Source organism: Alkalithermobacter thermoalcaliphilus JW-YL-7 = DSM 7308 (assembly GCA_001584565.1).
GTDB classification, from domain to species: domain Bacteria; phylum Bacillota; class Clostridia; order Peptostreptococcales; family Peptostreptococcaceae; genus Alkalithermobacter; species Alkalithermobacter thermoalcaliphilus.
In genome coordinates this window covers 1,536,889-1,560,338 of sequence record LSFY01000001.1, presented here as the reverse complement: position 1 = coordinate 1,560,338, position 23,450 = coordinate 1,536,889, and the positions used below count along the sequence as shown (strand labels likewise).

The window sequence follows — 23,450 nt, the reverse complement described above, 5'->3', positions numbered from 1 at the left end:
TATATACTTTATGACTAATTTAGATAGAAAGGTTGATGAATGTGTTTTTCCTTAAAAAAGATACGCAGTTAAACTTACAAGAAGATATAATAAAAAAAAGAAAAATACCTTTACTAATAGAAAATGATTCATGGAAAAAATTATTTAATTGTGGAAACAATAATCAAATGCAAGAAATTTATCATAAACTTAAAGATCTTTCGAGAAAAAAGAAAAGTTTAGAAAGTGAAACAACTAAACTTCAGTCTTTAAAAAGAAAATGTATGGCAAAAATAGTATATATATCAGATCAGCTAAATATAAATAGCAGTGAGGAAGCTGAAAAAGAATTGGATAAACTAAAAGATGAAATTAATATTTTAAATGAAAAAATAGAAAAAAGTTTACAGGAGATAGAAGATACATCAAAAGAAATAAAAGAAAAAAATGTTTTGCTTTTAGAAGAGACAATAAAGTTTTCGTACAGTCAAATAAATAGTGGAGAAAAAAGATTAAAAGAAATAGAAAAAACTATATCTGAACTTAGAGAAAAACTAAACAAATCAAGACAAGAAAAGGAAGATATAGAAAAGAAAGTAAATGTTACATACCATTTTCTTCATTCTCTTTTAGGTTATGAAGAAATAGAAAAGCTAGACAAAGAGTTATTAAAATAAAGTATTGGAGGAGAAAATGATTTTTGGAATAGGTATAGATATAGTAGAAATAGAAAGAATAGAAAAAGCAATTGAAAAAAACAGCAAATTTTTGAGCAGAATATTTACAGATAGAGAAATAGATTATTTTAAGTCAAAAAATTTTAAAATAGATACAATAGCAGGTAATTTTGCTGCAAAAGAGGCTGTATCAAAGGCTTTTGGTACAGGAGTTAGAAATTTTAAGTTTAAGGATATAGAAATATTAAGAGACAATCTTGGAAAACCTGAGGTAAAGGTGTATAATAATTTATATGAATTATCTAAAAATTCAAAAATATACAAAATCATGGTATCTATATCGCATAGCAAAAAGTATGCTGTTGCCAATGCGATTTTAATAAAAAAAGGAGATGATACAAGTGAAGGCTAAAGATATAATGACTAGTGAGGTTATAACAGTAAAAAAAGACACACCTATAGAAGATATAGCTAAAATACTTATCGAAAAAAGAATTAGTGGAGTTGTTGTAGTAGATGATGAAAATAAAGTTGTAGGAGTTGTATCAGAAACAGATATAGTTAAAAAAGAAAAGAATATAAAGGTTCCTTCTTTCATAACAATATTACAGGGGGTAGTATTTTTAGACAGTATAAAAGAAATGGAGGAAGATATAAAAAGAGTAGCAGCATATAAGGCAGAAGATATAATGTCTTCGGATGTGCTTACTGTAAATGAAAAAGACGATTTAGAATATGTAGCAAACCTTATGATAGAAAAATCTATAAACAGAGTTCCAGTAGTTGATGATACAAAAACATTAAAAGGGATAATATGTAGATATGATATTATCAAATCTATGTTTAGTAGATAAAGGAGGGATGATGTGAAAAAATGGATATTTTGCTTTCTGATGATAATACTTTTTATCACAGGATGCAGAGAATCCACTGATGAAGAACTGTATTACAAATTACATAAGAAAATATCAAGTATAAACTCTTATACGTGTATAGCTGATATTACAGTTGTAGGAAATAGATCCCCTAGTAGTTATACAGTAATTCACAGCTTTAAAGCACCCGATTATTATAAGTTAGAGGTTTTAGAGCCAGAAAATTTAAAAGGAAAAGTTACTGTATATCAAAATGATAAGGTTATAGTAAAAAACCCTAATATCCCAGATGAATATAAATTTATTCATACTTCAAAAGAAAACAAATACTTATTTATAGGAGATTTTATAAAAAATATACTTGAAAATGAACAGCTCAAGATAAGCTCAAACTCGAATTTTTTAATACTAGATACAATAATACCGAGTAAGTCAATTTATTTTCATTCTTCTAGACTTTATGTAGACAAACAAACACTAAAACCTCATAAAATGGAGATTTTAGACTACAATGGAAAAGTAAGATTTTCCGTAATTTATAGAGAATTTAAGTACAATGTAAATTAGGGGGGCTAACTTTGAGACCAACTTGGGCGGAGATTAATATAAGTAACCTTAGGGAAAATTATAGAAATATAAAAAAATTAGTCAAGGAAGATACAAAAATATGTGGAGTTGTTAAAGCTAATGCTTATGGACACGGATCAGTATACATAGCAAAGGTATTAGTAGAAGAAGGAGTTGATTATCTAGCAGTTGCTACACTTGAGGAGGCATTAGAGCTTAGATTAAACCACATAACCATACCCATACTATGTCTAGGATATATAAATGAGACTGATATACAAATAGCACTAAATCAAGATATAGATATAACTGTTTATTCTTATAATATGGCTAAAAACATAAGCAAGCTAGCAAAGAATCTAAATAAAAAATGCAACATACATATAAAAATAGATACAGGCATGTCTCGACTTGGATTTAAGGCAAATAATGAAACTGTAGAAATTATAGAAAAAATATATAGCCTTCCAGAAATAAATATAGTTGGAATATATACTCATTTTGCTAGAGCTGATGAGATAGATAAAACTTTTACTCATAGTCAATTTGAAGAATTTATGTACATAATAGATAAATTAAAAGAAAAGAACATAAAAATTCCTATAAAACATGCAGCAAATAGTGCTGCACTCATAGATTTGCCACAATATCACTTAGATATGGTAAGGCCAGGAATTATATTATATGGACATTATCCATCAGAAGATGTTAACAAAGAAAAAATTGACCTAAAACCTGTTATGTCTCTAAAAACAAAGGTATCTAATATAAAGGTATTAGACAGCAAAAGAGGGGTTGGATATGGTCATGCATATGTAACAAGTGAAAATGAAAAAATAGCTACTTTGCCTATTGGATATGCTGATGGATTTACTAGAATGCTAAGCTTAAGTGCTGATGTAAAAATAAATGGGAAAAAATTCCCTGTAGTAGGAAGAATTTGCATGGATCAATGTATGATACAGGTAAATAATGCAAATATTAAAGTTGGAGATGAGGTTTTGATATTTGGAGAAGATGAAGATTTAAGAATAGAAAGATTTGGGAAAATACTTAAAACAATAAACTATGAACTTCTATGTATGGTGTCAAGAAGAGTCCCGAGAGTATATTTGGAAGGAAATAGGGTTTTACATATTTTAGATTATTTGTTAAAATAAAATGGTAAGTAGACTCTGGGAGGCGATTTTGTGGCTAATTCTAATCAAAAAAAGATACTAGTAAGTTTACCTAACTCTTTACTTCAGGAAATAGATAGAATAATAGAAGTAGAAAATAAAAATAGATCTGAATTTATCAAGGAAGCTATGAAATTATATTTAAGAGAAAAAAGAAAAGTTGAAACAAGAGAGACTATGATAAAAGGATATAGAGAAATGGGAGTTATAAACCTGGCTTTAGCAGAGATGGGGCTTAGTATGGATGTATCTTCCTTAGAAGGATATGAAGGGAAGATGGCAGAAGGTGAATAATAATGAAGTTAAAAGAGGAGATATATTCTACGCTGACTTAAGTCCTGTTGTTGGATCTGAGCAGGGTGGAGTAAGACCGGTTCTTGTAATTCAAAATGATATAGGTAATAAATATAGCCCTACTGTTATAGTGGCGGCTATAACCTCTCAGATAAATAAAGCTAAACTGCCTATTCACATAGAGATAAAAGCCAATGAATATGGACTGAATAAAGATTCTGTAGTCTTGCTTGAACAAATAAGAACAATAGACAAAAAGAGGCTAAGGGAAAAAATAGGCCATTTTGATGAAGAAAAAATGGAAAAAGTAGATCAGGCAATACAGATAAGTTTAGGCCTTATAGAAATTTAGCGAGTTAAAAGCTCGCATTTTTTATAACACATAGGAAATTATAAGCTTTAATAAATTGCGAGAAAGTCATAATTTCCGTAATGTGTTTCAAAAAAGTCTTCTTTATTAATTATTTGAAGAAGACCTTTTTTATGTTGTTTTGTTCTACAAAAATTTATTATTTCCGGGGAAATATGACTAAAAACAAAAAATAACTAGCAAGGAGAAAAAAGTATGTCGAATAACAAAATAAATATACACAAAATAGGTATACTTATTGCTGTATTTATAGCTCCTTTTGTTTCTACGAGTATACTTACGTTGCTTATGATACTTAATTTATCTTGTTTTATAGGAAAGAAAATATATGATAAAGATTTTAATTTTGAAAAAACATTTCTAGATAAGATTTTACTTTTATTTTGCATAAGCATTATTTTTAGTACAGCTATGTCTAAGAATATAATATCAAGTCTTCAAGTAGCAGTTATGTATTTTTGCATTATAGGTTTTTATTTTATGTGTGTAAATGAAATTAAAACTGAAAAGACTCTATATTTAATTGTTAAAGTCCTAGTTATTAGCGCACTTATAGTATCTTTATATGGAATATATCAAAAAATTGCAGGGGTATATACTCCTGAATCTTGGGTAGATAAGGAAATGTTTTCTGATATACAAACAAGAGTATATTCAACATTTAAAAATCCTAATGTATTGGGTGAATACCTAGTTTTATTAATTCCGGTAACAGTATCTTTATTTTGGCATTATGAAAAAATTACTTATAAAATAGGTGTTATAGTAGTTGCACTTTCCATGACTTTATGCCTTTTATATACTTACTCAAGAGGAGCATGGCTAGGGCTGTTGTTAGCTACTTTAGTTTTTGCTGTTTTGATAAATAAGAGAATGTTGTTAATAGTGGGTCTAATGATTTTAATATTGCCATTTATATTGCCAGGTTCTATATTAAATAGGTTTTTAAGTATAGGAAATATAAGTGAGACATCTTCGTCTTATAGAGTTTTAGTATGGACTTCAAGCTTAAATATGGCAAAAGATTATTGGATATCAGGAATCGGTATGGGGATAGATACTTTCACAAAAGTATATCCTCTTTATGCAGCAAAAGGAGTTTATGTGCTTCATGCTCACAATGTTTATATTCAAATATTAATAGAATTAGGTATTGTAGGTTTAATTTCATTTATAGGTATAATTGCGCTTTTTTATAAAGAAATGCTAAATTGTATAAACAAAAAAGATAAAAATTTATCTAAATTAATTATAGGTATATCCTCAGGAGTTGCAGGATTTTTATTTCAAGGATTTGTTGATAATATATGGTATAATCATAGAGTTAGCTTTATATTTTGGGTTTTATTGTCACTGGGAGTTATATCACAAAGATTATCAAATGAAACTTTGGAGAGTGTAAACAATGATAAAGGTAATACATGTAATTAGTGATACTAATATAGGTGGAGCTGGTATATGGCTTATAAATCTTTTAAAAGGAATAGATAAAGGAAAGTTTTTAGTAAAAGTAGCTTTGCCAAAAGAAAGTATGCTTATAGACTATTTAGACGATTTGGGGATAGAAACTATAAAAATACCTGGAATGAGTGATAACTCATTTGATATAAAATCAGTCAAATTTTTATATGATTTATTTAAAAAAGAAAAGCCTTATATAGTTCATACACATGCAAGTTTTTCAGCTAGGATAGCTGCTAAAATATCAGGAGTTAAAAAAATAATATATACAAAGCACTGTATAGATATTGAAGAAAAAATTTTGATTAGAAAAAAAATAAAAAGCATAATAAACAAGTATACAAGCACTTCAGTAATAGCAGTATCTAATGCTGTAAAAGAAAATTTGATTTTATCAGGTGTTTGTAAAGATAATATAAATATAGTTTATAATGGAGTAGATGAGATAAAACAGATTTCATATGAAGAAAAGCAAAAGATTAGACAAATGTTTGGAATTTGTGAAAAAGACATAGTTATAGGTATAGTAGCAAGACTTGAAAAAGTAAAGGGACACGAATATTTTATAAAGGCAGCAGCGTATGTACTAAAAGAATATAAAAATGTAAAGTTTTTGATAGTTGGGACAGGATCAAGAGAAGAAGAATTAAAGGATCTTGTAAAACAGCTTAAAATAGAAAATAATATAATATTTACAGGTTATATAAAAAATGTAGAAAAAATTTTTAATATCATAGATATAAATGTAATTTCGTCTATATCTGAAGCGTTGTGTTTTTCATTGATAGAAGGAATGAGCATAAAAAAACCTTCTATAGGAACTGATGTAGGAGGAATCAAAGAAGTTATAAAAGATGGATACAATGGATATTTAGTGCCAAAAGAAAATCCTCAAAAACTTGCAGAGTCTATGAAAAAGTTAGCTAAGGACGAAAACTTAAGGAAATATATGGGACAAAATGGATATGAATTCATGAAAAAATTTTTCACATTAGATAATATGGTAAGAAAAGTAGAGGGTATCTATATGAATAGAAAAATACTTTTGGCTCTTATGGGGCTTAACATAGGTGGAGCTGAAACTCATGTTGTAGAGCTTGCAAAAGGACTTAAAAAAGAAGGATTTGATGTAATTGTAGTATCAAATGGGGGAGTTTATGAAAAAGAACTTAAGGAAAGTTTTATAAAGCATTATAATGTTCCACTTCACAATAAAAATCCTATTAATATGATAAAGTCATATATACTGCTCAAAAAAATTATAAAAAAAGAAAAAATAGATTTAGTTCACGCTCATGCTAGAATTCCAGGGTTTATATGTGGAATTTTACATAAAAAAATGAATTTTCCTTTTGTCACAACTGCACACTGGGTATTTACAACAAAATATGGATTAAAATATATAACAAACTGGGGTCAAAAAACTATAGCTGTCAGTGAAGATATAAAAAGGTATTTAATCGACAATTACAATATAAATGAAAAGGATATAAAAGTTACGATAAATGGAATAGATACAGATAAATTTTCAAGTGATATTGATACTAGTGATATAATAAATGAGTTCAATTTAAAGAAAGATAGCATAAAAATTGTTTATATAAGCAGATTAGATAAAGATAGAGCAGATGTTGCATTTGATCTTGTAGATATAGCGAAGGAGTTAAGCTGTGAAATTAATAATTTAGAAATTATAATAGTAGGATCAGGCAATGTATTTGATAAATTAAAGGAAAAAGTAGAAAATATAAATAAGTCTTTAGGAAGAGAAGTTATAAAATTAGCTGGTGCTAGAAGTGATGTAAATAAATTTGTAGCTATAGCAGATGTATTTATAGGGGTAAGTAGATCAGCACTTGAAGCTATGTCTGCACAAAAATGTGTTATACTTGCAGGAAATGAAGGTTATATAGGTGTTTTAGACAAACAAAAACTTGATAGTGCTATAGAAAGCAACTTTACATGTAGAGGCGAGAAAAAAACAGATAAAAAAGTCTTAAAAAAAGATATCTTAGATATACTAAAAGATAATGATAAAAGATTACAAATAGGACTTTGGTCAAGACAAATCATAAAAGATATGTATTCTGTTGAAAAAATGGTAAAAGACAATATAGATATATACACTCAGGTTTTAAAATAATGCTTTTAAAATTATATTATAGTGATATAATATACCCTAGTATATAGGCTTATAAGGGGTGTTATTTTGGAAAAGATACGTATTTTAGGAATTGAAATCGATAAAGTAAGTGAAAAAGATGCCCTAGACAGAGCAGTAAAGTTTTTAGAAAAAGGCAAAAAATGTGTAATTTATACACCAAACAGCGAAATAATAATGCAGTGTCAAAGCAATAAGAATCTTGCAAATGCTTTAAAACAAGCAGACTTAGTAATTCCAGATGGAATAGGACTTGTGCTTGCTTCAAGGGTGATAAAAAAGCCTCTTTTAGAAAGAGTTACAGGAATAGACCTTATGGAAAGTATTTTAAATTATGCAAACGAAAATAATAAATCTATATTTATACTAGGTGCTCAAGATGGTATTTCTCAAAAGTGTGCACAAAATATACTAAAAAAATATCCTAATATAAAAGTAAAAGGCGTTCACCACGGATATTTTAAGGGCTATCATATGGGAATAGAAAATCATCCACAAGAGAAAAAGGTTATACAGCTAATAAATAGCTTAAAACCAGACATATTATTTGTTGCATTTGGAGCTCCAAAGCAAGAGATATGGATACAAAGATATAAAAATGAAATCGATGCAAAAATATTTATGGGCGTAGGCGGAAGCGTTGATGTATACGCAGGAAAAGTCAAAAGGGCACCTAAAATATATCAAAATTTAGGATTAGAGTGGCTTTATAGGTTAATTAAAGAACCTTGGAGATATAAAAGAATGATGGCTTTACCTAAATTTGTTATAGAAGTTATAAAAAGAGGAGAAAATTAGAAAGGAGGTTATATATGAAAAAGCATTGGTACAATTACTTTATGGAATATTTAACTATAACAATAGGTTGTGCACTTATGGCTATAGCTTTAAATATGTTTTTAGAGCCAAACACAATAGCTCCTGGAGGAGTAACAGGTCTTGCTATAGTAGTAAAAAAGATTACAAATATTCCAGTTTCTATAACAAACCTTGTTATAAATATTCCTTTGTTTATAATAGGCCTTATGGTATTGGGAAAAATGTTTGGAGCAAAAACTGCTTATGGTACAGTTGCTTTATCATTTTTTATAGAAATATTTCTTACAGTATTTAAAGATTTTGTCCCAACTACAGACTTATTTTTATCAGCAGTTTATGGTGGTGTTATATTAGGAATTGGTATAGGGCTTGTATTTAAGGCAGGTGGAACAACAGGTGGTACAGATCTTGCAGGTGCTATATTAAATAAATTTTTTCCTAGCTTAAGTACGGCTAAACTTATGATGGTTTGCGACTTATTTATAGTTGTTTTAGCAGGAATTGTTGACAAAAATATAGAAACTTCTTTATACTCTACTATAGCACTTTATATAATAGTTAAGGTTGCAGACTTTATAGTAGATGGTATGGGATATGCAAAAGCATTTTTCATAATATCAGACTGCAAAGAACAAATAAGTAAAGAAATAATGGAAAAACTAGATAGGGGAATTACAGCTTTAAAAGGAAGAGGAATATATAGTGGACTTGATAAAGAAGTCTTATTAGTTGTAGTAGATAGAGCTCAAGAAGCAAAACTAAAGGAAATAGTTAAAACAAATGATCCTGACGCATTTATAATAGTAACAGGAGTTCATGAGGTTTTAGGAGAAGGATTTAAAGCTATTCAGTAAAATTTCTTAGATTGAAAAAGGAGGAAAGCAATGAGAGACTATAATGAACTTAAAAAAATAGCTACAAATGTAAGAAAGAATATTTTAGAAATGATTCACGAAGCAAAATCTGGTCATCCAGGAGGTTCGCTTTCAGCAGTAGAGATTTTGACTGCACTTTATTTTGATGAGATGAACATAGATCCTCAAAATCCTAAAAAAGAAGATAGAGATAGATTTGTGCTTTCAAAAGGACATGCAGCTCCTGTACTTTATGGTGTACTTGCAGAAAAAGGATACTTCCCTAAACAAGAACTTATGAAACTTAGAAAAATAAACTCTATGCTTCAAGGACATCCTGACATGAAAGGAACTCCAGGAGTTGAAATGTCTACAGGATCATTAGGACAAGGCTTATCAGTTGCATGTGGAATGGCTATGGCATCAAAATTAGATAATGCTCCTTGGAGAGTATATGCATTACTTGGAGATGGAGAAATACAAGAAGGTATAATATGGGAAGCTTGTATGAGTGCTGCTCACTACAAACTAGATAACCTAGTAGCTTTCCTAGACTATAATGGACTTCAAATAGATGGAAAAAATGAAGAAGTTATGAATATAGGTCCAGTAGCAGATAAATTTAAAGCATTTGGATGGAATGTAATAGAGATAGATGGACATGACTACGATCAAATATTTGCAGCTTTAGATAGTGCTAGAGAAACTGTAGGAAAACCTACAATGATTATAGCAAAAACAGTTAAAGGAAAAGGCGTATCATTTATGGAAAATGTAGCAGGATGGCATGGAACTGCACCAACAGATGAGGATCTTAAAAAAGCTTTAGATGAGTTAGGAGGCGAAAATAATGAGTAAAATAGCAACTAGAGACGCATATGGTAAAGCACTTGTAAAACTTGGGCAAGAAAACGAAAACGTAGTAGTATTAGATGCTGACCTTTCTAAATCTACAAAAACAGCTGACTTTTCTAAAGCTTTTCCAGAAAGATTTTTCAACATGGGAATAGCTGAGCAAAACTTAATAGGAGCGGCTGCAGGTCTTGCTACAGCTGGTAAAATACCATTTGCAAGTACTTTTGCTATGTTTGCAGCAGGTAGAGCGTTTGAAATAATAAGAAACTCTGTTTGCTATCCTAAATTAAATGTTAAAGTATGTGCAACTCATGCAGGAATTACGGTTGGAGAAGATGGAGCATCTCATCAATCAGTTGAAGATATAGCTATAATGAGAGCAATACCTAATATGACAGTTATAGTTCCAGCTGATGGAGTTGAAACAGAAAAGGTTATATTTGAAATAGCAAAATACAATGGACCTGTATATGTAAGACTTGGTAGATCAGCAGTTCCTACATTATTTGATGAAAATTATAAATTTGAAATAGGAAAAGGTGTAACCTTAAAAGATGGACAAGATGTAACTATAGTAGCTTGTGGAATAATGGTAGCAGAAGCTATGACAGCAAGTGAAATGTTAAAAGAAGAAGGAATAAGTGCAAGAGTTATAAACATGCCTACAATTAAACCAATAGATAAAGATATATTAATAAAGGCAGCTAAAGAAACTGGTGCTATAGTTACAGCAGAAGAGCATAACATAGTAGGTGGACTTGGATCTGCTGTTAGCGAAGTTTTAATGGAAGAAGTTTTAGTTCCACTAAAAAGAGTTGGGGTTAATGATACTTTTGGAGAATCAGGAGTGCCTTCAGATTTAGTTAAAAAGTATGGATTAACTGCACAAGATATAGTTAGGGCAGTTAAAGATGTAATAAAGAAAAAATAGTTATTAAAAAGAGAAAATCTTTTCTGGTAAGGAAAAGATTTTCTCTTTTTTTTCGGATATTTTGATAGATTTTAGAAAAAAGGCTATCTGTGTTGTAATACATAAAAATTTATCGTATAATTAACACAAATACAAGTATAGGAGGTATTATGGTGAAAATTAGCAAAGGACTTATACAAACTTTGATTATATTTATACTAACATTTAATGTATCGTATGCTTCTAGCCTACAGGGAATTAAAATAATGTTAGACCCAGGACATGGGGGTAATGATAGCGGAGCGGTTGTAACAGGGCCTGATGGAAGAAGAGTTACAGAAAAAGAAATTAATAACTCTTTGACTAAAAAATTAGCTGATATGCTAAGAGATAATGGAGCTGAGATAGTTTTTACAAGAGATCCAGACTCTGATATTACTATTTCTTTAGCTGAAAGAGTTAATCTTGCTAATAGTAATAATGTCGACCTATTTATCAGTATACACCACAATGCTGCAACTTCACCATCTGCTTCAGGAACGGAAGTTTTTTATAGTACAAATAGATCGGGAATCAGTTCAACTAGATATGTAGAGTATGAAGGAAATAATTATCAGTATGTAAAAGAGACCGTAGAAAATGGCATAGCTTATGTATATATTTTAGTTGATGGACAAGAAAGAAAAGTAGAAAAAAAAGACGCTAAAATTATAAACTCAACAGTTCCTGTTCAAGCAATAGAAAGTCAAAAGATAGCTCAGATGGTAGTAAACAATATAGCATCTTTAGGATTTAGAAATAGGGGAGCTAAGGATAGCAACCTTTATGTTGTAAGACACACTAATATGCCTTCTATATTAATAGAAACAGGTTTTATGACAAATCCTGACGAGCTTTTAAAGCTTATAGATGAAAATATGCAAATTAATGTAGCACAGCAAATAACTAAGGCTATAGTAGATTATTATGATGAGTATAACAAAAATAAGATGAAAGTCTTAGGAGGCTTAAATACAGCAAGTATAACTAAAAGATTACAAGGGGCAAATAGATACCATACAAATTTATCGATAGTAGACGAAGGATGGACTAAAGCAGACAACGTAATACTAGCATATGGAGAAAACTTTGCTGATGCATTATCTGTTACACCTCTTTCAAGTAAACTTAATGCTCCTATAATACTTACAGATGGCAAAAACCTTACCCAAGATATAAAAGCTAGATTAAGTAAATTAGGTGCCAAAACAGTTTACATAATAGGAGGAGAAACTGTTATATCTAAAAATATAGAAAATGAGATACGTAATTTAGGTTATAATGTAAACAGAATACATGGCCAAAATAGATATGAAACAAGCGTAGAAATTGCAAATGAGTTAAACTCTCCTAAAGAGGCATTTGTTGTTACAGGAAGAAATTTCCCAGATGCTTTATCGGTAGCTTCTATAGCATCTATTAAACAGATTCCAATACTTTTAGTAGATGAAAATAATTACTCTAAAGCCTTACAGTATATCGACAAAAAGCAAATAGAAAAGGTTTATATAGTAGGGGGAACAGGAGCAATATCTGAAAAACTTGCATCAAGATTTCCTAACCGTGAGAGAATTTCTGGAAATAACAGGTATCAAACTAATATAAATGTTTTAAACAAATTTAGAAATCACTTAGAATTTGAAAGAGTGTATGTAGCTACAGGAGAAAATTATCCAGACGCTTTATCAGGAGCTGCTTTAAGTGCAAAGACTAATTCGCCTATACTACTTTCAGGACCAGGAGCTACATCTTTATTAAATTCTATAAATAAAGATATAGGAAATATTAAAATAATAGCTATTGGAGGAACTAAAGCATTATCTGATAGTGAAGTTTTAAAATTATTTAAATAAGTTTTTGGGGGGAAATAAGGTGAAAAAAAGATTAGTATCTATAGTTGTAGCAATAATAGTTTTAGCTACAAATATAACTTTTGCTTTTGACAGCAAGGTTTATTACAACGATATATCTGTTGGGCTTATTAGCATGATGAGTGAAAATATCTCTATAAGAGTGAATGGAAATTATAGAATAAATGGACAGACTATACCATCTGGAACAACATATGTTTTAAAATTCAATGAAGGTAAAATAGAATTCAATGGACAACTGGTAGATTCTATTTTACTTGAACCATTAAATAGCGAAACTACTGTAACTATATCAAGGCTAAATTCAGGGTTAAATCCTATAATTACAAGAAACTATCAAGGCAGGTTTTTATTTAAACTTGAAGGTAAAGAAATAATACCTATAAATATTATAGATTTAGAAAGATATTTATTAGGGGTTGTACCTTATGAAATGAGTGATAGCTTTCATATAGAGGCTTTAAAAGCTCAGGCAGTTGCAGCTAGAACTTATGCACTATATAGTTTAGGAAAATATAAATCTCGAGGGTTTGATGTTTGTGATACTACAGCAACTCAAGTTTATAGAGGGTTTAATCCAGCTTTTGTAAATTCAAAAAAAGCTGTAGATGAAACAAAGGGTATGATTCTTTTATACAATAATCAGGTTATAGGTGCATTTTTTCATGCAAGTAATGGAGGATATACAGAGCTTGTACAGAATGTATGGACTGCATCACTACCATATTTTAACTCAGTAAGAGATGATTTTAGTGTTACAAATTGGCCAGGTGGAGATAGAAGTTTTACAATAGGACAAATTGAGCAAAATCTTAAAACAAGGAGATTTATACTTGAAACGGATACTTTAACCCAGCTAGACCTAGATAGTATCGAATTATATCCAAGTGGTAGAATTAAAAATATAAAAGCTATTTGTATGGATGAAAAAGGTGCTATTAAAGAAGTTGATCTTGTCAAAGAAAGACTAAGAATAGCTTTAGGTCTTCCAAGCAATCTATATACAATTACTTATGATGAATCTACACAAACATATTTGTTTAGTGGTAAGGGGTTTGGACATGGAATAGGACTTAGTCAAATTGGAGCAAGAAATAGAGCAAATGCTGGTCAAAATTTTATAACTATATTAAATTTTTATTATCCAGGTGTAAGTATACGAAGGGTAGCATCTAATATAAGAAATATTAATTTATCAAAATCACAAATTTATACAAATGAAAATATAGATATTACTGTAGATACATTATCAGTAGGAAATGTAGTTTATAGATATGAGGTAGAGAAAGATTCAAGAGTAGTATATAGACAAGATAATACTCAAAGCAATAGCTTTAGCTTTAAACCTTTAGTTGATGGAGATTATACTGTTAAAGTTTATGTGAAAGACTCAAGAGCTAATGATTTTGAAGATATTAAAACTGTAAGTTTTAAAGTATTACCTAGACAGATTTCAGGAATTTCTAATTCATTTAGAGTTTATGGTGATAACAGAATCTTAACATCTGTAGCTGTAAGTCAAAAGGGTTGGAATACTTCAGATTATGCGATAATAACAAGAAGTGATGATTTTCCTGATGCTTTAGCAGCAGGAGTATTAGCTAGAAAATATGATGCTCCTATACTTTTAACAAACAAAAACAGTTTAGATATCAATATAGAAAATGAAATTTTAAGACTAGGTGTTAAAAATGTATTTATAATTGGTGGAGAAGAAGCAGTTTCAACATCAGTTGAAAACAGAATAAAATCTTTTGGAATAAATGTTGATAGAATTAGTGGTAAAAATAGATATGAAACATCAGTTGAAATTGCAAAAAGAGTAGGAAATAAAGGTGAAGTATTCATAGCAACTGGAGAAAATTTTCCAGATGCATTATCTATATCTTCCATAGCAGGAATAAAAGAAGCCCCTATTATTTTGGTTAATAAAACTAATGCAGATATAGCATTAGAATATATAAGAAGTAATGAAATTTCTAAAATATATGTAGTTGGTGGAGAAAATGTTGTTCCTAGCAGTATATTAAATGAATTTGAAGATAAAATAGAAAGATTAGCAGGAGAAAATAGATACAAAACAAACATAGAGGTAGGAAACAGGTTTAGAGATATTATAAATAATGAGAGAGTATATATAGCAACAGGAGAAAATTTCCCGGATGCACTTTCAGGTTCTTCTCTTGCCGCAAAGGATAATAGTATGATTATATTACTATCACCAAACAATAATACTATTTTAGATCAACAAATAGTAAATAGATTTAATAGCAATACTTACAAATATATATTAGGTGGAGAGAGCGTAGTTTCAACTAACAGATTTTTGAATTTATTTAAATAAAGAGAGCGTAAGCTCTCTTTTCCACTTAACTGTAATTTTAATATATGTTATAATATACAAGGTTAAGTAGTTATATAGCGGAGGTTTTTAGATGAATATTATTAATAAAAAAGTTGATATCTATGTTGAATTTATTTTATTGTTTTTATTTATTTTTATCCCATATAGGGAAATTATTTCATATTTGATAACACCACAAATAAAGTTGATACCAGATATATTAATACTTTCTTTATTTATATACGATTTAATTAAAAATAATAGCTTGAAAAAAATCAATGCTGTTGATTTAACGTATGGATTGTTTTTGTTTATTGCATTAATTTCAACACTATATAATGGAAGAGGTATAAAGCCTTTTATTGTTCAAGCTAGAAGTATAACGCTATATTATCTTATATATTTTATAGTTAGAGACAAACAATTCAATGATACATTTTTAACAAGATTTAAGAATGTCATCACATTCAATGTAATAGCTTTGTTTGTTTTTGGGTGCATCGAAAAAATATTTAATAAATCCATTTTGTTTCCTTCAGAGTGGTACGCTTCAATAATACAAACAAGTAACTTTGGGAGAGTATATAGTTATTTTAAAAATCCAAACACATATGGTGCATTCTTGGTACTTAGTCTTTACGTATTGATAATTATAGATAGAAAGTTTAACAAATCAAGTAAATGGACATATAGTTTAATAATTACAAGTTTAATGATGACAGCCTCTAGAAGTTCACTACTAGCACTTGGAATTTTTATTATTATATTTGTAGCTACATTTAGGAGCAAGGATTTTATAAAGTTAATAGCAGTTTCAACTGTTATAGGGATAGCTTTATTTAGCATAATTGAAGTAGTTGACTTTGCTACAGCTTCTTTTGTAGAAAAAAATATTGAATCAGAACAACGTTCAGTAGTACTTGAAAGATTCGGAGAACTTGGAGAAGAGAGGATAGTTGAGCTTAGTAATATAGATGGTAGACTATATTCAGTAAAAACTGGATTAGAAGTTTTTAATGATCATAGATTGCTAGGTTCTGGATTTGGAACATATGGTGATGCTGCTAGTTTAATTTTAGGATCACCAATTTACGAAAAGTATGGTATTAGAAAAAATTTCTATTCAGACAATGAATACATAAAAGTAATAGCACAGACAGGTATTTTAGGAACACTAGCCTATACTGCTTTTATGTTAACTATATTGTTTTATATTATTAAAAATAGGAATTTTTATTTATTAAATTTATATATTGTTTTAGTATTTATAGGATTATTTTATAATGTATTTGAAATTCAGATAATAAGCTTATATTTTTGGTTTTTATATGGTTTGTTAATGAATGAGTCAAATCATAGGAAAAAAATAGTATAAAGTAAATGGAAGGTGAACAAAATGATTAAAGATTCGTTAAAAAATGTAGCCGTATTTGGACAAGGGTTTGTTGGGTTGCCACTTGCACTTAGTTTTGCAATGCGTGGAAGCAATGTATATGGAGTAGATGTAGTAAAAGTATTAGTAGAAGAAATAAATGAGGGAATAACACATCATACAGAACAGTTTGAGGGAAAAACAATTACACAAATATTAAAAGAGCAACTAAAAGAGAAAAGATATAAAGCTACAACAAACGCAAAAGAAGCTCTTGAAGTTTGTAATAACATAGTTGTTACTGTAGGAATTCCAATTAGAGATTCAAAATACGATTTTTCAGATTTAGAAGAATGTGTTGTAACAATAGCTAAAAACCTGAAAAAAGGAGACTTAGTATTAATAAGAAGTACGGTTATTCCAGGAACTACTGAGGAGAAATTATTACCTATTTTAGAAAGAGAATCTGGACTAAAAGCAGGAGAAGATTTTTATCTTGCATATTCTTCAGAAAGAATTGCAGAGGGTAAAGCTTTTGATGAGTTTGCATATATGCCAACAATAGTTGCAGGTATAAATGAAGAAAGCACAAAAAGAGCAAAAGAACTTTTAGAAGTAGTTTGCAAAACTGATGTCATAGTAGCTAGCAATATAAAGGTAGTAGAAACTTCTAAAGTATTTGAAAATGTTCAAAGAGATGTAAATATTGCTATGGTTCAGGAGTTTGCTAGATTTACAGAAAGTCTTGGTATAGATATTTATGAGGTAATTAAAATTGCCAATACCCACAAGAGAGTAAATTTACTGATACCAGGACCTGGAGTTGGTGGATATTGTATACCTAATGCTTATCACTATTTAGCTCCAAAGGCAGAGGAATTAAATGTAGATTTAAGTCTTCTTAAACTAGCAAGAGAAAAAAATAGAAATTTACCAAATGTAATGGTTAATATGTTAGAAAGTATGCTGCTTAAAGAAAACAAGACTTTAGAAAATGCTAAAATTGGAATATTAGGAATAGCTATGAAAGATTATTCTAATGATGATAGGATAAGTCCACCTATAGAAATAATAAATATTTTGAAAAAAAGAGGGGCAATTGTCAGTGCATATGATAGTGCCGTTCCAACTGCATATGATTTTAAGGTAGATAATATAGAGCAAGCATTAAAAGGAAAAGATGCTATAATGATTTTGGCAAAACAAGAAAGTTACGATGATCTAAACGAGAAATATATAGGTATGATAGAAAAAGGAACAGTAATACTAGATACTAGAAATATATTTGAAGGAAAAGAAGATAAGCTTAAAGAGTACGGAATAAAGCTTATGAAGATATAATGGAGGGTAGTATGAATATACTTCATATCATAAGTGGAGGAGAAAAGGGAGGGTCAAAAGTGCATCTTTTGACTCTTTCATTAGAATTAAAAAAAAGAGGTATAAATAGCAGTATAGTTTGTTTTATTGAGTCAGATTTATACAAAGAAGCTAAAAATCTTGGACTTGATATTACTTTAATAAAACAAAAGAAACGTTTTGATTTAAGTGTTATAGAAAAAATCAAGGCTATATGTGAAGATAAAAAAATAGATATTATAAATTGTCATGGAGGAAGAGCAAATTTTATAGCATACTTTTTAAAGAAAAAATACCCTTTAACTTATATTACAACTATACACAGTGATTATTTAAGCGATTATAAAGGAAATACTTATAAAACTCTTGTGTATAGCACAATAAATAAGATAGTATTAAAAACTTTTGATGGATACATAGCTGTATCTGCAAAATTCAAGGAAATGCTGGTTGAAAGAGGATTCGATTCTAAAAAAATACAAGTTGTATACAACGGAATAGACTTTGAAAACAAATATTCATTCAATAAAGAAGAGATACTTAAAAAATACAATATAGGTGGATATGATTCGTATATTACAATGACTGCTAGAATGCAACCTATAAAAGGGCATGAAATCATGTTAAATGCAGCTAGAAAGATTCTAGATGATGGATATAATCCTTTATTTATATTAGTAGGAGATGGGCCTATAATAGAGCAGGTTAAACAAAGAGCAAAAGAACTTAATTTAGATAAAAATGTACTATTTACAGGATTTACAAAACCAGATGAATTTATATATATATCTGATTTTACTTTATTAACTTCATATTCTGAAAGTTTTCCTTTAGTTATACTTGAATCGAGTAAATATAAGAAAACTGTTGTAGCTTCTAATGTTGGAGGAGTTTTAGAAATTATAAGAGATGGTCATAATGGAATTTTGTTTGAATCTAAAAATGTAGATAAGCTGTATGAAGGTATTAAATATTTATTAGATAATAAAGATGTATGTAATAAATTAGGTGAAAATCTGTACACTGATGCATCTAGTAAATATTCAATCAGTAATATGGCAGATTTATATCTAAAAGCATATGAAGATATAACAGCGAATTTAAGAAAAATAGATATAGAAACGTATTTTGGTGTACAAGTATGTGTACTAGATATGAACAAGACTTTAAAAGAAATCGATAATATAATAAATGAAAGAAAGCCAAGTTTTATAGTTGCCATAAATCCAGAGAAAATAATGAAAGCCAAAAATGATGAAAAACTTAAAAATTTATTAAACAGTGCAAGACTAAAAATAGCAGACGGGTTTGGCGTTTTAATAGCATCAAAACTTTCAGGTGGAAAAATAAAAACTAGAGTTACAGGTATAGATTTGATGCAAAATATATGTGAAAGGTCAGCTAAAAAAGGGTATAAGGTATTTTTACTTGGAGCGAAACCAGGAGTTGCTGAGAATGCAGCTCGTATTTTAAAACAAAGGTATAAAGGATTAAATATAGTTGGAGTTAAAGATGGATATTTCAAAGATGAAGATGAGGTTATATCAGATATTAAAGCTAAATCTCCAGATATATTATTTGTAGCAATGGGAAGTCCAAAACAAGAATTATTTATAACAAAAAATATGAAAGAATTGAATGTTCCTCTTTTGATGGGTGTTGGGGGAAGTTATGATGTTATTTGTGGAAATATCAAAAGGGCTCCGAAATGGATGCAAAGTCTAGGCCTTGAGTGGATGTATAGATTGATAAAAGAGCCTTGGAGATATAAAAGAATTATGGTGCTTCCAAAATTTTTGTTTGAAGTTATAATTGATATATTAAAGATTAATTAATCTCTCGCTTTTAGTGGGAGATTTTCTTTTTTTGATAACAATAGTAAACATGAAAATATTGTTCTATAAAAAAACATATATTCATATAATTTCTTATAGAAATCAGGAGGTGGTATATTTTGAAAATCAATTGGAACACTAAAGCTGTAATGTATGGCGTAATTGCAATTTTACTTGTTGTTGGTGGCTTTTTAATGATTCCAAGATTACTAGGAGATAAAGCAGAAGTTGTTGAATTTACTATGGTTGAAAGAAATAATATACCGCAGAAAATACTAGATATAATGCCAAAATACATAGATGAAGAAAGAGCTTTATCTTGTAAAATTGATGAAGAAATATATGTAATAGTTACTAGAGGTCAAAATAAAGAACATGGAGTAGAAATTGAAAAAATAGAACTTGAAAAACAAGAAGATAAAGTTGTTATGAAAGTTTATTCAGTATATAAATCTCCTGAAGATGCTCACCCTTATGTAGTAGTAAAAACAAACTTAAAAGAACTTCCTGATAAAATAGAACTTATAAATAGAGTAGAAGAAAAATAACCTCATCCGAGGTTATTTTTCTTCGTTTTGGGTAAATTAATTAAATAAAACATAATGTAAAGGTGGTTAGTATGGTTGATAAATATAAAGTAGCAGTTGAAGATTTAAAATGTAAATGCACAATTGAAGATTTAGACTTTAAAGCTACGGACAACCTAGATCCATTAAAAGGAATAATAGGTCAGGAAAGAGCAGTTGAGGCTTTAAATTTTGGTCTTAAAATAAAAAAGACAGGATATAACATATATGTATCTGGAATTAGCGGAACAGGAAGGACAAGTTATACAAATTCACTAGTAGAAGAAATAGCAAAAGATAAAACTTCAAATTATGACTGGGTATATGTATACAATTTTAAATCACCTGATGAGCCCATAGCGTTATCATTTGAAAGTGGAAAAGGAAAACAATTCAAAAAAGATGTAGAAGATATAGCTCAAAAACTTCAAGTAGAAATACCAAATGCTTTTGAGTCAAAAGAATACGAAACAGAAAATAGACAAATAGTAGAAAACTTTGAAAAAATGAGTTATTCTTTGGTAGAAGAATTAAATGATTTTGCAAAGAGTAGAGGATTTATATTTCAGCAAACTTCAAGGGGACTTTTTAGTGTGCCCTTAAAACCAGATGGTTCTCCAATGAGTGATGAAGATTATAAAGCGTTAAGTGAAGACGAACTAGAAAAAATAAGAGAAAGATCAAGCGAGCTTAGCAAAGATATAACAGATTATATAAACAAAATAAAAATACTAGATGAAAAATTTCAAGACAAAATAAAAGAGCTTGACAAACAAACAGGAGAAAGAGTAGTAAGTTTTTATATTCAAAATCTACTCGAGAAATATTCAAATTCAGATAAAGTAAAAAAATATATAAGCGATTTAAAAGAAGATATAATTGAAAATATATCTAAATTTAAAAGAAAAGATGATGAAGGACAAAAGAACTTATTTTCATTTTTACAAAAAGACGATACAAAATTTTTCTTAAGGTATAAAGTTAATTTATTTATAGATAATTCTGATCTTAAAGGAGCTCCAATAGTTACAGAAACTAATCCAACATATTATAATCTAACAGGAATGATAGAATATAAAAATGAAATTGGTGTTTTAACAACAAACTTTTTAGAACTTAAGCCTGGAGCACTTCACAAAGCAAATGGTGGATTTTTAATACTAAACGTTAAAGATGTATTTAGTCATCCATTTGCGTGGGAAGGACTGAAAAGATCTCTAAAGTGCTCAACTGTTACTATCGAATCACTAAATAAGCAGTATGGATATATAGTAACATCTACTTTAAAACCAGAACCTATAGACTTAGATGTAAAAGTAATACTTATAGGAGATCCTTATACTTATAGCCTTTTATATCATTATGATGAAGATTTTAGAAAACTATTTAAAATAATGGCTGATTTCGATATAGAAATAGACAAAAATAAGGAAAACATATATAAATTAGCTATGTTTGTAGCAAGTCACTGCGAAAAGGTAGGACTTAAGCATTTTGATAAGTCAGCAGTTGAAAAAATAATAGAATATAGTTTGAGAATTTCTGAAAACAAGAATAAATTAAGTGCAAGATTTAACCAAATAGTAGAAATTCTCTATGAGGCAGATGCGCTAAGTCGTGAAACTGAAAAGTATGTAACAGCAAAAGATGTTCAAAGGGCGATAGATGCAAGGATATATAGAAATAATAAATACGAACAAAAGTTAAATGAAATGTTTGAAGATGGTACACTTCTTATAGACATAGATGGAGAGAAAGTTGGCCAAATAAATGGTCTTGCAGTTATAGGAACAGGTCAGCACACCTTTGGAAAACCATCTAGAATAACTGCATCAACTTACAAAGGCAAAGCAGGCATAATAAATATAGAAAGAGAAATAAAGCATAGCGGAAGTATTCACGACAAGGGCGTACTTATATTAAGCGGGTACTTAGGAGAAAAATATGCAAAAGAAAGAGCTCTTTCCCTTACTACATCGATAACTTTTGAACAAAATTATTCAGGTATAGATGGAGATAGTGCATCGAGTACAGAACTTTATGTAATAATATCAAGTATTGCTCAAATACCTATAAAGCAGTATATAGCAGTTACAGGATCTATAAGTCAAAAAGGAGAAATACAACCTATAGGTGGAGTAAATGAAAAAATAGAAGGATTCTTTGATATATGTAAACTAAAAGGTTTAACAGGAAAGCAAGGTGTAATTATACCAAAGCAAAATGTTAAAAATCTGATGCTAAAAGATGAAATTATTGAAGCTGTAAAAGAAGGAAAATTCCACATATATGCTATAGGGCATGTAAACGAAGGGCTTGAAATACTTACAGGAATGAGTATAGACGAGATAGATAAAAAAGTTAATGAAGCATTAGATAAATTTCATGAAGAAGATGAAGACAAAAAAGAAGATAAAAAAGGAAGAATTTAAACTCCTCTGTTGTGAGGAGTTTTTATTTTTTAATAAATACACTTTTCACTTACTATATAATCAAGTTTTATATCGTGATCTTCTTTAGGTATACAATTAAATATCTGAAGTTCAAATGCAATTCCTATACTAGTGCAGTTTAAATTACTCAAAAATCTATCGTAAAATCCTCCCCCATATCCTAGTCTATAACCTTCTTTATCAAAAGCAACTCCTGGAACTATTACAAGGTCAATTTCATTTTTATCAACTTTTCTTATAAATTCTTTTTTAGGTTCTCTTATACCAAATGTAGATATAATTGTTTCATTTTCAATATCTTTAATTTCGCAAGGAATAATTTGTCTAGTTTTAAGATCAGTTATAGGAATTAATACCCTTTTGCCTGATTTTAAAAAATGGTTTATAATATAATCAGTTTTTACTTCATTATTAAAGTCCATATAAGCCATTATAGTATTACAACTATTAAACACTTCAATTTTAAGCAAATTGTCGAATATCATTTTAGATTTTTCATCGATTTCATCACAAGTCATTTTTTTTCTCAAATTTAAAACTTTTTTCCTAAATTCTTTTTTCAAACCTACCATCCTTTCTTGAAATTACTTGATTATATATTATATAAAACA

21 protein-coding genes are annotated in these 23,450 nt (G+C 29.0%); 20 read left to right on the top strand and 1 reads right to left on the bottom strand.

The annotated features are described in order from the left end of the window. Positions 1–35: 35 nt before the first annotated feature. From JWYL7_RS08050 to JWYL7_RS07955, 20 genes are all read left to right on the top strand, one after another. Positions 36–656: a hypothetical protein gene (locus JWYL7_RS08050; RefSeq protein ID WP_149683712.1), complete on the top strand. Its 621-nt coding sequence runs from the start codon at positions 36–38 to the stop codon at positions 654–656. Positions 657–672: 16 nt separating this feature from the next. After that, positions 673–1,068 (top strand): holo-ACP synthase, encoded by a 396-nt coding sequence (gene acpS, locus JWYL7_RS08045; RefSeq protein WP_066071505.1) that lies wholly within the window; start codon positions 673–675, stop codon positions 1,066–1,068. Beyond that, positions 1,049–1,510 carry a CBS domain-containing protein gene (locus JWYL7_RS08040; RefSeq protein ID WP_066071502.1) on the top strand — a complete coding sequence of 154 codons (462 nt, stop codon included), beginning with the start codon at positions 1,049–1,051 and terminating at the stop codon, positions 1,508–1,510. Before acpS ends, JWYL7_RS08040 begins: the two co-directional genes overlap by 20 nt. A 12-nt stretch (positions 1,511–1,522) precedes the next feature. Beyond that, a complete protein-coding gene (gene gerS / locus JWYL7_RS08035; RefSeq protein WP_066071499.1) occupies positions 1,523–2,098 on the top strand; it encodes a germination lipoprotein GerS in 576 nt (191 codons plus the stop codon). A gap of 11 nt (positions 2,099–2,109) precedes the next feature. Beyond that, on the top strand, positions 2,110–3,258 hold the full coding sequence (alr, locus tag JWYL7_RS08030; RefSeq protein ID WP_066071496.1) for an alanine racemase: 1,149 nt from the start codon (positions 2,110–2,112) through the stop codon (positions 3,256–3,258). 30 nt (positions 3,259–3,288) lie between these two features. Then, complete coding sequence (locus JWYL7_RS08025; RefSeq protein WP_066071493.1) at positions 3,289–3,570, top strand: CopG family ribbon-helix-helix protein; 282 nt, start codon at positions 3,289–3,291, stop codon at positions 3,568–3,570. Next, positions 3,542–3,922 (top strand): type II toxin-antitoxin system PemK/MazF family toxin, encoded by a 381-nt coding sequence (locus JWYL7_RS08020; RefSeq protein ID WP_066071490.1) that lies wholly within the window; start codon positions 3,542–3,544, stop codon positions 3,920–3,922. The genes JWYL7_RS08025 and JWYL7_RS08020 overlap by 29 nt, the downstream gene beginning before the upstream one ends. Positions 3,923–4,135: 213 nt before the next feature. Next, the gene (locus JWYL7_RS08015) at positions 4,136–5,371 is read left to right on the top strand and encodes an O-antigen ligase family protein (protein WP_066071488.1); all 1,236 of its coding nucleotides are present in this window, start codon (positions 4,136–4,138) and stop codon (positions 5,369–5,371) included. Then, a complete protein-coding gene (locus JWYL7_RS08010) occupies positions 5,346–7,544 on the top strand; it encodes a glycosyltransferase (protein WP_066071485.1) in 2,199 nt (732 codons plus the stop codon). The genes JWYL7_RS08015 and JWYL7_RS08010 overlap by 26 nt, the downstream gene beginning before the upstream one ends. Positions 7,545–7,610: 66 nt before the next feature. Continuing rightward, positions 7,611–8,360, top strand: a complete 750-nt coding sequence (locus JWYL7_RS08005; RefSeq protein WP_066071482.1) for a WecB/TagA/CpsF family glycosyltransferase — start codon at positions 7,611–7,613, stop codon at positions 8,358–8,360. 14 nt (positions 8,361–8,374) lie between these two features. Next, positions 8,375–9,235: a YitT family protein gene (locus JWYL7_RS08000; RefSeq protein ID WP_066071479.1), complete on the top strand. Its 861-nt coding sequence runs from the start codon at positions 8,375–8,377 to the stop codon at positions 9,233–9,235. Between the two features lie 30 nt (positions 9,236–9,265). After that, positions 9,266–10,093, top strand: coding sequence for a transketolase (locus JWYL7_RS07995; RefSeq protein ID WP_066071476.1), 828 nt, complete (start codon positions 9,266–9,268; stop codon positions 10,091–10,093). After that, entirely contained in the window at positions 10,086–11,021 is a 936-nt protein-coding gene (locus JWYL7_RS07990) for a transketolase family protein (protein WP_149683713.1), read from the top strand. Before JWYL7_RS07995 ends, JWYL7_RS07990 begins: the two co-directional genes overlap by 8 nt. Before the next feature lie 152 nt (positions 11,022–11,173). Continuing rightward, positions 11,174–12,892 (top strand): cell wall-binding repeat-containing protein, encoded by a 1,719-nt coding sequence (locus JWYL7_RS07985; RefSeq protein ID WP_066071470.1) that lies wholly within the window; start codon positions 11,174–11,176, stop codon positions 12,890–12,892. 19 nt (positions 12,893–12,911) lie between these two features. Continuing rightward, positions 12,912–15,254: a SpoIID/LytB domain-containing protein gene (locus JWYL7_RS07980; protein WP_066071467.1), complete on the top strand. Its 2,343-nt coding sequence runs from the start codon at positions 12,912–12,914 to the stop codon at positions 15,252–15,254. Positions 15,255–15,345: 91 nt separating this feature from the next. After that, positions 15,346–16,629, top strand: coding sequence for an O-antigen ligase family protein (locus JWYL7_RS07975; protein WP_066071464.1), 1,284 nt, complete (start codon positions 15,346–15,348; stop codon positions 16,627–16,629). Positions 16,630–16,650: 21 nt separating this feature from the next. Further along, positions 16,651–17,967 carry a nucleotide sugar dehydrogenase gene (locus tag JWYL7_RS07970; RefSeq protein ID WP_066071461.1) on the top strand — a complete coding sequence of 439 codons (1,317 nt, stop codon included), beginning with the start codon at positions 16,651–16,653 and terminating at the stop codon, positions 17,965–17,967. Positions 17,968–17,978: 11 nt separating this feature from the next. Further along, positions 17,979–19,820, top strand: a complete 1,842-nt coding sequence (locus tag JWYL7_RS10315) for a WecB/TagA/CpsF family glycosyltransferase (protein ID WP_161937496.1) — start codon at positions 17,979–17,981, stop codon at positions 19,818–19,820. Between the two features lie 119 nt (positions 19,821–19,939). Beyond that, the gene (locus JWYL7_RS07960) at positions 19,940–20,368 is read left to right on the top strand and encodes a hypothetical protein (RefSeq protein ID WP_066071458.1); all 429 of its coding nucleotides are present in this window, start codon (positions 19,940–19,942) and stop codon (positions 20,366–20,368) included. 71 nt (positions 20,369–20,439) lie between these two features. After that, positions 20,440–22,818, top strand: a complete 2,379-nt coding sequence (locus JWYL7_RS07955; protein ID WP_066071455.1) for a Lon protease family protein — start codon at positions 20,440–20,442, stop codon at positions 22,816–22,818. Positions 22,819–22,847: 29 nt separating this feature from the next. Here the strand turns inward: JWYL7_RS07955 and JWYL7_RS07950 are convergent, their stop codons facing one another. Further along, positions 22,848–23,402, bottom strand: coding sequence for a 5-formyltetrahydrofolate cyclo-ligase (locus tag JWYL7_RS07950; RefSeq protein WP_066071453.1), 555 nt, complete (start codon positions 23,400–23,402; stop codon positions 22,848–22,850). Between the last annotated feature and the right edge of the window lie 48 nt (positions 23,403–23,450).

What these genes read in the sequence shown, in the direction of transcription:
- JWYL7_RS08010 (WP_066071485.1), top strand. Translation starts at nt 5,346, where the DNA reads ATGATAAAGGTAATACATGTAATTAGTGATACTAATATAGGTGGAGCT.
- JWYL7_RS07975 (WP_066071464.1), top strand. Translation starts at nt 15,346, where the DNA reads ATGAATATTATTAATAAAAAAGTTGATATCTATGTTGAATTTATTTTA.
- JWYL7_RS08050 (WP_149683712.1), top strand. Translation starts at nt 36, where the DNA reads ATGAATGTGTTTTTCCTTAAAAAAGATACGCAGTTAAACTTACAAGAA.
- JWYL7_RS08015 (WP_066071488.1), top strand. Translation starts at nt 4,136, where the DNA reads ATGTCGAATAACAAAATAAATATACACAAAATAGGTATACTTATTGCT.
- JWYL7_RS07990 (WP_149683713.1), top strand. Translation starts at nt 10,086, where the DNA reads ATGAGTAAAATAGCAACTAGAGACGCATATGGTAAAGCACTTGTAAAA.
- JWYL7_RS07995 (WP_066071476.1), top strand. Translation starts at nt 9,266, where the DNA reads ATGAGAGACTATAATGAACTTAAAAAAATAGCTACAAATGTAAGAAAG.
- acpS (WP_066071505.1), top strand. Translation starts at nt 673, where the DNA reads ATGATTTTTGGAATAGGTATAGATATAGTAGAAATAGAAAGAATAGAA.
- JWYL7_RS08000 (WP_066071479.1), top strand. Translation starts at nt 8,375, where the DNA reads ATGAAAAAGCATTGGTACAATTACTTTATGGAATATTTAACTATAACA.
- JWYL7_RS07955 (WP_066071455.1), top strand. Translation starts at nt 20,440, where the DNA reads ATGGTTGATAAATATAAAGTAGCAGTTGAAGATTTAAAATGTAAATGC.
- JWYL7_RS07970 (WP_066071461.1), top strand. Translation starts at nt 16,651, where the DNA reads ATGATTAAAGATTCGTTAAAAAATGTAGCCGTATTTGGACAAGGGTTT.
- JWYL7_RS08040 (WP_066071502.1), top strand. Translation starts at nt 1,049, where the DNA reads ATGATACAAGTGAAGGCTAAAGATATAATGACTAGTGAGGTTATAACA.
- JWYL7_RS08020 (WP_066071490.1), top strand. Translation starts at nt 3,542, where the DNA reads ATGAAGGGAAGATGGCAGAAGGTGAATAATAATGAAGTTAAAAGAGGA.
- JWYL7_RS10315 (WP_161937496.1), top strand. Translation starts at nt 17,979, where the DNA reads ATGAATATACTTCATATCATAAGTGGAGGAGAAAAGGGAGGGTCAAAA.